A 12025-nucleotide genomic window follows, 5' to 3' on the forward strand; every position below is an offset into this window, starting at 1 on the left:
CTGTATCCTCCATTTTTTGCTGTTTTTTATATATTCCCGCGAGCAACGAGCCAAGCGGACATGCTTGCATGTCCAAATGCTTATGCGTCCTCCTGGAGATTGCTCAGCTTCGCTGCCTGGTCTGCTGCGATCAGACTATCAATGATCTCGTCCAGATCCCCGTCCAGAATATTTTCCAGCCGGTGCAGTGTCAGCTTGATCCTGTGGTCTGTGACACGCCCCTGGGGGAAGTTGTAGGTTCTGATCTTTTCGGAACGGTCACCCGTACCGATCTGGCTTCTTCTGGCTTCTGCTTCCGCATCGTGCTGTTTTGCCAGCTCCATCTCATAAAGACGGGAGCGAAGCACCTTCAAAGCCTTATCCTTATTTTTTAACTGTGACTTTTCATCCTGGCAGGAGATCACGATTCCTGTAGGGATGTGAGTCAGACGAACCGCGGAGTCTGTCGTATTGACACACTGTCCGCCGTTTCCCGATGCACGGAAAACATCGAACTTACAGTCGTTCATATCCAGATGGAAGTCAATCTCCTCAGCCTCCGGCATAATGGCTACCGTACAGGTGGAGGTATGGATCCTGCCTCCTGATTCTGTCTCCGGCACGCGCTGTACGCGGTGTACTCCGCTTTCGTATTTCAGACGGGAGTATGCGCCGTTACCATTGATCATAAAGGTAACTTCCTTGAAGCCGCCGATCCCGTTTTCGTTCAGGCTCATCATCTCGGTCTTCCAACGGCGGGATTCCGCGTATTTCACATACATACGGTAGATCTCCGCTGCAAAAAGCGCTGCCTCATCGCCGCCTGCTCCGCCTCTGATCTCCACGATAACGTTTTTGCTGTCATTGGGGTCTTTTGGCAGAAGAAGGATCTTCAGCTCGTGCTCCAGCTCCTCCACCTGCATCTTTGCCTCGGAAAGCTCCTCCTTCAGCATCTCCCTCATATCCTCATCCTTCTCCTCCTCCAGCATGGAAAGGCTGTCCTGGATGGTTTCTTTATTTTTTTTGTATTTTTTGTAGGTATCCACTATTGGCTGTAAATCGCTCTGTTCCTTCATCAGCTTCTGGAAACGCTCCGGGTTTGATGTCACGCCCGGCTCCCCAAGCTCATTGAGTATCTCCTCAAATCGGATGAGCAAATCGTCTAATTTGTCAAACATGGTTATCCTCCTGATTTTTCTCTGCTAATCGGCCCAGCACCACACGGTCAAGTCCTGCCAGGTCCTTTCTTATCTTTACTCCGGAAAAGCCCGCTTCCCTCATGATCCGGGAAACAGCCTCTCCCTGGTCATATCCGATTTCGTACAAAAGCCACCCGCCGGGTTTCAGAAATGCTTTTCCATCCCTGGTTATTCTGCGGTAAAAATACAATCCGTCCTCATGCCCGTCCAGGGCAAGGGCAGGATCATGAAGCCGTACCTCATCCATCAGCCCTGAAATCTCTGCTGTCCTGATATATGGTGGATTTGATATAAGCATATCATAACCAGACTGCTCTTTGCTATCTTTTTTCTGTAAAAATAGCTGATCAAATAAATCACTTTCCAAAAAATCCGCACGTCCGCCCAGGTAAAGGGAATCTCTATTTCGTTCTGCCACCTTCAGCGCCTCCCGGGATACGTCAACTCCGGTTCCTGTACTGCCCTCCTTTTCCATAAGGAAGCTGAGCAAAATACAGCCGGACCCGGTGCACATGTCCAGAATCCTGGGACTCTCCATATTCTTTGCCGCCTCAAGCGCCTCCTCCACCAGATTTTCCGTGTCCTGTCTTGGGATCAGCACATGCTCATTTACAAAAAACGCGCTGCCCATAAAAAATGCCTGATGGGTAATGTGCTGCAGCGGAATATGCCCGGCACGCAGTTGAATCTTTTTTAAATAGGAGTTTCCTGTCTCATCTGATACCCTCTCCTCCTGATGGGCATAGTAGTAAGCCCTGTTTTTTCCTGTCTCATATTCCAGCAGGAGCCAGGCATCCAGCCCGGCTTCCTCTATCCCGGCTTTCTCCAGGATAGCTTTTCCTTCTTTTAAAAGAACGGCTAAGGTACTCATGCTTCCTTCTGTTCCTCCGGTGGCACCTCAACACCAAACTCTTCTTTTAAGTAAGCTCTCCAGTCAAAAACAGCTTCCACTGCCTTGATGGCAACCTCCACCATATCGGCTGTAGGCTCCTTTGTGGTCAGCTTCTGCATGGCAAGGCCGGGCTTACTCAATATGCAGGCCAGCTTGCTGTCTGTCCTTCCAGCCCACTGGATCAGCTCAAAGGATACGCCGGACACAACAGGAACCATGAGAAGGCGTCCAAACAGACGCGCCCAGTAAAAGGGTACCAGTACAAAAATAAAATGCAGAAAAATGCTCACCAGCATAACCAGGAACAAAAAGCTGGTTCCGCAGCGCCTGTGCTGCCTGGAGCTTGCCATTACATTTTCCACGGTAAGAGGCTTACCGGATTCCACACAGTTGATGCACTTGTGCTCCGCGCCGTGGTACATAAACGTTCTCTGTATATCATTCATTCTGGAGATCAGCAGCATATAGCCCATGAAAAGCGCCATCTTCACAAAGGCCTCCACAATGGTAACCACAACCTCCGATGCCCCTGCCTTTTTGCAAAAGCTTGCAAGCACGTAGGGAAGAAGCATAAACGCAGCAACGGAAACTACAATGGAAACAGCAACCGTGACATACAAAAGCCATTTAAACTGCTTGTCCTCTTTTGCTTTTTTTGCTGCAAGCTCCTCCTCGGTAAGGGCTGCGTTCTTTGCAGCTTCCTCCTCATCCTCCTCGTCTCCCGCGATCTCCGCGGAATACATCAGGCACTTTGTGCCCACGACAAGAGATTCCACAAAGCTTACAACACCGCGGATGATGGGTTTTCTCCAGATTTTAGCATTTCCGAAAAGGCACTTGTAATCCTCTGTTTTCAATTCAATTTCTTTATCCGGACGGCGGACAGCTATAGAATATTTGTCCTTATGGCGCATCATGATTCCTTCCATGACTGCCTGACCGCCAATGTTCGATGATCTCATTTTTTCCTCCTATAGGGGATTCAGGGAAAAAGCCCTGTTAAACAAAGAAAGGTTGAGATTTCCCAACCTCAACCTTCTCACTCAGCAATATTCAAACAAACCGTTTATTATTTGTTCAGGCCATATTTCTTATTGAACTTATCAATACGTCCGCGAGCCTGAGCTGCCTTCTGCTGTCCTGTGTAGAACGGATGGCATTTGGAGCAGATTTCTACGTGGATATCCTTCTTAGTAGAACCTGTTACAAAAGTATTTCCGCAGTTGCAGGTTACAGTTGCCTGATAATAATTCGGATGGATTCCTTCTCTCATGATTTTCACCTCTCTATGTTCGTTCTATTTTCTATTCGCGTTGAATCTGACGAATTCACACTATTACACAGCTTTCTGATTATAGCACAGCCTTACAACAAATGCAAGTTATTTATAAAAATTTCTGTTTTTTTATGGTCTGCACAAATTCTGCGTTGTTTCTGGTCCGCGAGAACATGTTGAGGATCTGTTCCACAGCGTCCTCGGATTTCATTCCGTTTAAGCCCTTGCGCATGATGTAGACAGCCTCCTGCTCCTCTCTGGTCAGCAGAAGGTCCTCACGCCTGGTACCTGATTTCTGGATGTCAATAGCCGGGAATACACGTTTTTCCTGCAGCTTTCTGTCCAGAATAAGCTCCATATTACCAGTTCCCTTAAATTCCTCGTAAATCACGTCATCCATTTTGCTTCCTGTGTCTACAAGGGCTGTTGCCAGGATTGTCAGGCTGCCTCCCTCTCTCATATTGCGGGCTGCACCGAAAAATCTTTTCGGCATATGCAGGGCTGCCGGGTCAAGACCGCCGGAAAGCGTTCTTCCGCTTGGCGGGATGATCAGGTTATAGGCTCTTGCCAGTCTCGTGATGGAATCCAGAAGGATGGTCACGTCTTTTTTATGCTCCACAAGACGGCGGGCACGCTCCACTACCATCTCCGATACACGTTTATGGTGCTCCGGAAGCTCGTCAAAGGTAGAATAAATAACTTCTACATTTGGCCCCTGGATTGCCTCCTTGATATCTGTAACCTCCTCCGGACGCTCATCGATGAGAAGGATGATCAGGTGCATATTCCTGTTATTTTTCAGGATGGACTTCGCCACATCCTTTAAAAGGGTTGTCTTACCGGCTTTTGGCGGGGAGACGATCATACCGCGTTGTCCCTTACCGATCGGGCTGATCAGATCCACGATCCTCATGGCTGTGGTCCCTCCCGGACGTTCCATGATCAGGCGCTCGTTTGGAAAGATTGGCGTCATATCCTCGAAATTATAACGCTTCTGACCTTCGCTTGGATGGAATCCATTGATGGAGGTCACATACAGCAGAGCACTGAATTTCTCTCCCTGTGTCTTAATGCGGATATTTCCCTGGATGATATCTCCTGTTTTCAGGTTAAAGCGGCGTATCTGGGATGGTGAAATATAGATGTCGTTTTCTCCCGGAAGATAGTTTTCACAGCGGATAAATCCGTATCCGTCAGGCAGCACCTCCAGGATGCCGTTTGCCTTTTCCCCGCTGTCGAGCTGCACAGTTTCTGCCGGTACATGGTATGTATTGCTGACACGCTCTGCTCTTCCTTCCGCAGCCTCTTTTTCCGGTTCCTTAGCCTTGTCCGGCTCTCTCTTTGGTTCTGTTTTCATTTCTGCTTTCTCTGGCTCATAATTCGGTTCCCTGGTCCTGCTTTGGGAATTTTCCTTTGCGTCTTCCTCCAGCATACGTTCAACCAGGTCCGGTTTTCTAAGTGTGGAAATACCTTTCAGACCTCTGGCCTTTGCCAAATCTTTTAATACTGCCAGAGATAAGGACTCATACTTTTCTCTCATAATAATCTTCTACCTCTTCATAATCTGTCTTCTATATGTTATGTGAATGATCATCGTGTGGTATAACGGGAAACATTGTCTGAATTGACGGGAACGGCAAGTGCCGCAAAATCTTCCTGACTTATCCATTCTACCACAGTTTCCTCTCTTTTGTCCACCCCATCCTGGTTTTTCGCTTTCATTATACACAGCATTCATTTTCCATTGCAAGAAGTATTTATCGACACAAATCGTCACGACTCTTACATGATTCTACTTTTTCCGTATTGTTTTGGATGTTTTATACTTACTGTAAACTGTGCCGTAAGGCTCCTTCACATAAGCGCGGACACGGTAAGCATACTTTTTCCCTTTTTTCACCGCCTTGTCCAGATAGGAGGATGTTTTTCCATTTTGGATCACAGCAATGCTCGTCCACTTGCCGCTTCCCTCTTTTCTGTAAATCCGATAGCCATCACAGGTTTTCTGGGGACTCCAGCGTATTCTCAGGCCCTTCTTGTTTTCCGTCACAGAGGAGACCTTCTGCACTGCCGGAGCAGATTTATATTTTCCGCTTGACTGATAGCTGCTTTTTAACTGCTTTTTATTCACAGTCCTGTATGCCCGGACCATATATTCATAAGAAGCAGCCGCCGAGATTTTCTTATCTGTATAGCTTATCTTAGAGCTGCCTGTAAGCTGCGCAAGCTTTTTCCAGCCCCCTGTTGTCCGGCGGTAAACAATGTAACCCTGAGCGCCGGAAATTTTATTCCAGGTGACTTTATTGTAAAGACTGGCGGATACCTTCACCGAAACCTTTGGCACTCCAAGTGCTGACTTTCCGCTGACTGCGCTGGAATAGCCGGAATATACTGCCTGACCGTTGACCATGCTGTAGGAACGTACCTTATACGCATATTTTGTTCCCAGCACTGCCTTTTTGTCTGTAAAAGAGGTGTATTTATAAGATACCATTCCGATCTTTGTATAACTTCCGCCGGAAGCCTTGCGGTAAATCTCATACCCGGAAACACCTGCTGCCGGATTCCAGGAAACCGTTACCTGGTTATAGCTTTTTGCCGTGGCCTTTACCCCGGAGGGAGCGGACACAGATACAGCACCGGCAAGCGTTCGCGTATGCGCCTTGATCCTGGCACATGCCATACTGCCTGATTTTACAAAATCACTCCAGCCCTGTCCCGCGGAGTAATAATAGCTCTGCTGCGCCGAAAGACCGGCCTGAAACTGAACCCAGTCGTAGGCGCTGTCTGTCTCGCACAGGTATTCTATAGTTTCTGTCCCCGCATTGGTCACGACCACGGAATACAGCGTTCCCTGCATTAACGTTACTTCCGGCACACTCACCGTGGTGATCCCGGCATATGGCTGATAATACCGTACCGGAATGCTGTAGGCGGGAATGCCGCTTGTAGGATTATTTTTGTCTGTCAGGTTGGTGTAAATCTGGATTTCATAGGAGCCGCCGTCCGTATAGGTTGCCAGCACCACCTCGCCCAGAGTTTCCCCTTTTCCCTTACCTGCATTTGCGGTAAAGATATTTGCTACAGAACTGATACCGCCGCCTCCGGAAGGATAAAGCTTCAGCTTGCTCAGCGCACAGGATCCATCGTAAAAGTAGTTATTGTTGTAGGAAGAAGCTGTGTCCGCTTCCGCTGCAACCATGCTGTAATTGGATGTATTCTCATAGGATATGTAAAAATATCCCCCTTCTCCCCACTCGCTTCCCCAACTGTTCTTTGCGATCCAGGCACCGTTTGCTTTTACCCCGGAAGCAGGCAGGAAATTGTCTCTGGCGTAGCTGTCATCCCAGCCCACCAGCGTCACCGCATGGTTTGCCCCGGAATCAGAAACAGGATAGCTGTAAGCACAGGTTTCCGGATTATAATATTGGTCATACATCTGGAAGGAAAGAGAAACAGCGCCGTATTGGTAAATGAGTTCCTTGATCCGCGATACGGAATAATCCGTAAAAACCGCGTTTTTCAGATAGGCAGTTTTCTGATACGCCAACCCTGCGGAAGGCACTGTAGGAGAATCCCAGGTATGAGTCTCATTTGTCACATAGGGAACCTGGGATTCCAGCGTCATACCGGACCAGGTGCTCAAAAATATAGCTCCCAGTGTCTGGTTTCCTCCCTGCCGGTAGTGGTGCAGGACCTGATTCCTGTCATTTGGCGTATTTCCCAGCGGATCATTGACCCTGTTTGCAAAGAAGTAGGCAAGATGTTCCTCGGACAGGTCGTAGGCTCCAAGATTTTTTCCCAGGAGTGAAAGCTCCATATCTGCCGCCAGAGTGTACGCCCAGCACATATTGGACGGAGTCTGGTTCTTTACAGGCGTAGACAGGCTTCCTCTGAGGTCATATCTGGACGGAAGTGCCATACGCGCCGAGCCCACTCTGCCAGTATCGCTTCCCAGTATACTTTCAGGATTTTCCACATAGCTGATGGGCGTCAGCTCCCGGATCGGTGCAAGCTGCTGCTCCTTTTCCTCCTCCGTCATGGTTTCCTCCGAAGGCTCTCCAACATTTTCCGGCTCCTCTTCCGTTCTCTCACCGTCTTCGCTGAAGCCGCTTAAATCTTCTCCTGCAAACTCTTCTGCTTCGGGAGTTTCCTGCTCCTGGATGGCTGCGTCTCCAAAGCCCTCGGCTTCCGCTGTATCCGGTATCTCTTCCTCCGAAATCTCTCCCTCCAGGATCTCTTCCGCAAAAAACTCCGCTGCAGCAGGAGCACTATGAAAAAAGAGAGTGCCTGCCAACGCCAGACACAGGACACTCTTTTTTAATACTTCTATTTTTTTCATTCGTTTTTCCTTTTATGGTGCCTCTAGTTCAGGTACTCTTTCAAAAACTCCACAAGCTTCTCCATCTCCGCCTGCGTACCGATGGTAATGCGCAGATGGTTATCGATCCTTGGTTTTGCAAAATATCTCACATAAATGTGCTGCTTCCGCAGAGTCTCAAAAAGCTCCTTTGCCGGGCAGCTTTCATGTGCGGCAAAAATAAAATTCGCCTTGGAATCCTGGAAAGAAAATCCCAGAGCCGCAAGCTCCTTCTTTGTCCATTCTCTCGTTTCCACGATCTTATTGCATGTGGTTTCGAAGTATTCTTTATCCTTCACCGATGCCACGCCGGTCGCCAGAACCGTGCGGTCCATAGTATAGGAATTAAAGGAGTATTTCACATCGTTAAGGTATTTGATCAGTGCAGGACTTCCGCAAGCAAAACCGATTCGCATTCCGGCCATGGACCTGGATTTGGAAAAGGTCTGCACTACCAACAGGTTATCATATTTTTCAATGAGCGGCAGGGCTGACTTTCCGCCGAAATCTATGTATGCCTCGTCCACGATCACGATCACATCCCGGTTTTTCCTGATGATCTCCTCAATATCCGCAAGGGGCATCTCCACCCCTGTAGGAGCATTTGGATTTGGGAAAACAATGCCTCCGTTTTCCTCAAAATAATCTTCCTTACAAATATGGAAATCCTCATCAAGCGCCGGACGCTTATATGGTATTCTGAAAAGCTCCGCCCACACATCGTAAAAGGAATAAGTAATGTCAGGGAAAAGGACTGGCTTTCCGGAATTAAAAAACGTAAGAAAGCTCATGGCAAGCACATCGTCAGAGCCTACGCCCACAAACACCTGGTCATCCTGAAGATGATAAAACTCCGCAATCGCGTGAACCAGCTCCGCCGCCGCAGGATCGGGGTAAAGACGCAAAGCATCCGTATTCATGCCCTTTAAAATCTCCTCCACCCCCGGTGCAGGAGGATAGGGATTCTCATTTGTATTTAACTTTATCATATCCGGCTCATTCGGCTGCTCACCCGGCGTATACGGCACAACCTTGCGGACATTGGCTTCCCATGTTTTCATGTTCTGTCTCCTTTTTCATCGCTGCTGTTGATTTATTTAGATATTGTAACGATTTCCCTTTGCTTTGTCAAACATTACCCATATTCCCGCAAAAAAAGGCCTCAAACCGCTCGCACGGTTTTCGGCCTTTTTTTAATTCTCAGCCCTTTACAGCTCCCACTGTAAAGCTCTCCTGAACCTGCTTGCTCAGAAGCAGATAGATTACAACTGTAGGAAGGGTGGCTATCACCATTCCGGCTCCGATAATACCCCAGTTTGTAGAATGCTCTCCTACAAAGGACATGATACCTACCGGAAGTGTCTTATACTCCGCACTGTCCACAAAAGTATTTGCAAACAAAAGCTCGTTCCATGTATTCAGAAATGCAAAGATACAGGATGTTGCAATACCCGGTCTGATCATTGGGAAAATGATCCGGAAGAACATGGAAAAGATATTACATCCATCAATACATGCCGCTTCCTCGATTTCCCTGGGCAGTGATTTAAAGAAACCACCCAAAATCATAACCGTCATAGGCATGGCAAAGGTAATATAGGGCAAAAGCAACCCCAGATATCCCCTTCTCAGTCCCAGTGCATCCAGACCCTGAAACAGCGGCAGAAGCGTAGCCTGTACAGGAATCATGATACCAAGGCTGAAGATTGCAGCCACGATCCCTTTTGCTTTCCAGTACATTCTGTTGATAGCATAAGCCGCCATTGCTGCCAGCAGAGTGGAAACCACCACTGTAATTGCTGCATACAAAATGGAGTTCAAAAGGTAGCGCAGGATTTCCCCGCCCATCAGCGCCTTTGAATAATTTTCAAAACGCCATACCTTCGGCAAACCTACCAGGTTATTGGAATCAAATATTTCCGTGTTGCTTTTAAAGGAAAATGTTACCAGCCAGTAAAAGGGAAATATCTGGATAAAGGTAAATGCGATCAGGAACACATATATGACTGTCTTTTTTATTTTCATTACACTTGTATTCATATGCTGCTCCTCTCAAATCGCCGATGCGTTTTCTTCTGACTTCTTAAAGATAAGATTCAGTAAAAAGCTGAACAGCAAACACTCAAATACAATGAAGAACGCCTGGGCGCTGCCGTAACCATATTTGCATTTTACAAACAGATTGTCATACATCAGGGTTGCCGGAACCTCGCTGGCATGGTTTGGTCCGCCTCCGGTCATAACGTATACCAGATCGAATACTCTCAGGGATCCAACCAGCGCGAAGGTAGCACTTACCTTTATCGTAGGCATCAGAAGCGGGATCGTAATCTTTGTCGCCGCCTTGAAGCCTGTAGCGCCATCCAGCTTTGCAGCCTCATAATATTCCGGTGAAATATTTTTTACACCTGCATAAAGGATTACCATATGATAACCGATACTCTGCCAGATAGCCGGAACAACGGTGGTCATATACGCTGTCTTGGGATTTACCAGCCATGCGTTGTCATCTACCATTCCCAGAAGTCCCATGACTGCGTTCAAAAGACCGTCACTGTTAAAAATCTTGCACCAGAGCTGTCCGATTACCATACTGGAAATTACAACCGGAAGGAAAAATACAGTTCTGTAAAAACCTTCTCCCTTCACGCCATTTGCCAGAAGAATGGCAAGCAGCAGGGCAATAGGGATCTGTATAAACAGAGAGCCTGCTGCCAGGATAAAGGAATTCAGGATGGATTTCATAAAATACGGATCGCTTGTAAACAGATCCTTATAGTTCTTAAGTCCGATAAAAACCTTTTCCCCGATTCCATCATAATTGAACAAACCGTAATATCCGGTAGTAAACAGCGGAACCACTGCCATCACAATAAACAGGAATAAAGCTGGCGCAACAAAAACTGTTATGTATAGTTTATTGCTTAATAGCTTTTTCATAATATTATCCCTGTGCGCTGATTGCGTCCTGATGTGCTGCCATAAAGGTATCCAGGTCTGCACCCTCAACTAATAAGGACTGTGCCTGCTCAAGATGAACTGCTGCCGCATTTGCGTCCAGAATACCATCCCAGTTCTGTACACCAGTCTGAACGCCATCGTACAGATCCATCAGCTTAATAAAGGTCGGAGAAATTACAGACTCATCAATTTCTGTATTCCAGCATGGGAATCCGGAACCGATCTCAAGAGCCTTCACACCCATCTGCTCGGAAATATATATTGCAAAATCTGCAGCCTCTGCCGGAGTATCTGTGTTCTTGTTTACAAAGAAGGAAGCACTTGCGCCGCCTGCATAATCTGTAGCGTTCTGCTCATCGGAAACAACCGGGAAGGTAATTGCTTCCACGTCTGTTACTACAGTGTCATCTGTATTATCGATCGTACCTGCAAACCAGCTTCCGTCAAGCTGCATAGCAACTTTGCCGTTGAGGAAATCAGCAGTAGCCTCTGCTTCTCCGTCTTCCAACGGGTTCTTTCCTAAAATGCCTTTCTCATACAGCTCAACAACATCTTCTGCTGCTTTTTTGAAGCCTTCATTTGTAAACTCAGTTTCTCCAAGTAAAGCAGACTGTACTTCTTCTGCGCCAACCTCTCTCAGAGCAAGGGACTCATAGAAAGCGCCTGCCAGCCAGGAATCCTTTGCACCGATTGCCAGAGGAGTTACGCCGTCCAGCTCAAGAAGCTTCTCACCTGCTGCGATCAGCTCGTCATAGGTTGTAGGAATCTCTACCCCTGCCTCGTCAAACAATGTCTTGTTGCAGAACAGGCACATCATATAGCTGTCAATAGGAAGCGCATACAGATTGTCTCCAAACTCAAAGGAGCTTGTGGAGCCTTCTTTTACTCTGCTCATAACCTCGTCTGTGACATAATCATTCAGAGGTAATACCTTGTCGGCATTGATCAACTGTTTGATCTTTCCAGGCGCCCAGTAATAGAATACATCCACACCGGAAGCGCTGCTTGCAAACTCGGTAGAAATCTTTGTTTTGTAAGATTCCGTATCAAGACCGTGCAGCTCGATCTCGATGTTTTCATTTTCTTCCTGGTATTTCTCTACTGCCTCCAGGAAGGTCTTGGTCTGTGCACTTTCCGGATCAGTGAACTGATGCCATACATCCAGCACTACCTTGTCATCTGCAGAAACGGTTGTGGTATAGCCCAGTGCTCCTCCGCACATCATAGCTGCGCTCATGCAAACCGCCGTAACCTTTTTCCACTTGTTCATTTCTTTTTCCTCCTTTTTAAGCCCTTGTTTTCATCGGACCTTTTTGTTTGACAATATTATAAAGCTCACAAACATTTGGCTCAATTCA

Annotated in this window: 11 protein-coding genes; all 11 read right to left on the reverse strand. The window is 47.4% G+C overall.

Translation table 11 applies throughout. The annotated features are described in order from the left end of the window. Positions 1 to 80: 80 nt before the first annotated feature. On the reverse strand, positions 81 to 1157 hold the full coding sequence (prfA, locus tag ACESZH_RS01150) for a peptide chain release factor 1 (RefSeq protein ID WP_373215521.1): 1077 nt from the start codon (positions 1155 to 1157) through the stop codon (positions 81 to 83). Continuing rightward, positions 1150 to 2049, reverse strand: coding sequence for a peptide chain release factor N(5)-glutamine methyltransferase (gene prmC / locus ACESZH_RS01155; protein ID WP_373215523.1), 900 nt, complete (start codon positions 2047 to 2049; stop codon positions 1150 to 1152). The genes prfA and prmC overlap by 8 nt, the downstream gene beginning before the upstream one ends. Beyond that, the gene (locus ACESZH_RS01160; RefSeq protein ID WP_373215525.1) at positions 2046 to 3032 is read right to left on the reverse strand and encodes a DUF1385 domain-containing protein; all 987 of its coding nucleotides are present in this window, start codon (positions 3030 to 3032) and stop codon (positions 2046 to 2048) included. Before ACESZH_RS01160 ends, prmC begins: the two co-directional genes overlap by 4 nt. Before the next feature lie 107 nt (positions 3033 to 3139). After that, positions 3140 to 3343, reverse strand: coding sequence for a 50S ribosomal protein L31 (gene rpmE, locus ACESZH_RS01165; RefSeq protein ID WP_015541906.1), 204 nt, complete (start codon positions 3341 to 3343; stop codon positions 3140 to 3142). Positions 3344 to 3455: 112 nt separating this feature from the next. Then, positions 3456 to 4886: a transcription termination factor Rho gene (rho, locus tag ACESZH_RS01170; protein WP_373215527.1), complete on the reverse strand. Its 1431-nt coding sequence runs from the start codon at positions 4884 to 4886 to the stop codon at positions 3456 to 3458. 50 nt (positions 4887 to 4936) lie between these two features. Beyond that, positions 4937 to 5068, reverse strand: coding sequence for a hypothetical protein (locus ACESZH_RS01175; RefSeq protein ID WP_373219836.1), 132 nt, complete (start codon positions 5066 to 5068; stop codon positions 4937 to 4939). Between the two features lie 70 nt (positions 5069 to 5138). Next, complete coding sequence (locus tag ACESZH_RS01180; protein ID WP_373215531.1) at positions 5139 to 7688, reverse strand: C1 family peptidase; 2550 nt, start codon at positions 7686 to 7688, stop codon at positions 5139 to 5141. A 23-nt stretch (positions 7689 to 7711) separates the two neighbouring features. After that, positions 7712 to 8767, reverse strand: a complete 1056-nt coding sequence (gene hisC, locus ACESZH_RS01185; RefSeq protein ID WP_373215533.1) for a histidinol-phosphate transaminase — start codon at positions 8765 to 8767, stop codon at positions 7712 to 7714. A 139-nt stretch (positions 8768 to 8906) separates the two neighbouring features. Beyond that, positions 8907 to 9746 (reverse strand): carbohydrate ABC transporter permease, encoded by an 840-nt coding sequence (locus ACESZH_RS01190; RefSeq protein WP_373215535.1) that lies wholly within the window; start codon positions 9744 to 9746, stop codon positions 8907 to 8909. Positions 9747 to 9758: 12 nt separating this feature from the next. Then, positions 9759 to 10646: a carbohydrate ABC transporter permease gene (locus ACESZH_RS01195; protein ID WP_373215537.1), complete on the reverse strand. Its 888-nt coding sequence runs from the start codon at positions 10644 to 10646 to the stop codon at positions 9759 to 9761. Positions 10647 to 10650: 4 nt separating this feature from the next. Beyond that, positions 10651 to 11937: an ABC transporter substrate-binding protein gene (locus ACESZH_RS01200; RefSeq protein WP_373215539.1), complete on the reverse strand. Its 1287-nt coding sequence runs from the start codon at positions 11935 to 11937 to the stop codon at positions 10651 to 10653. Positions 11938 to 12025: the final 88 nt, after the last annotated feature.

Source organism: Ruminococcus sp. 5_1_39BFAA (assembly GCF_964240875.1).
Lineage (GTDB): Bacteria > Bacillota > Clostridia > Lachnospirales > Lachnospiraceae > Blautia_A.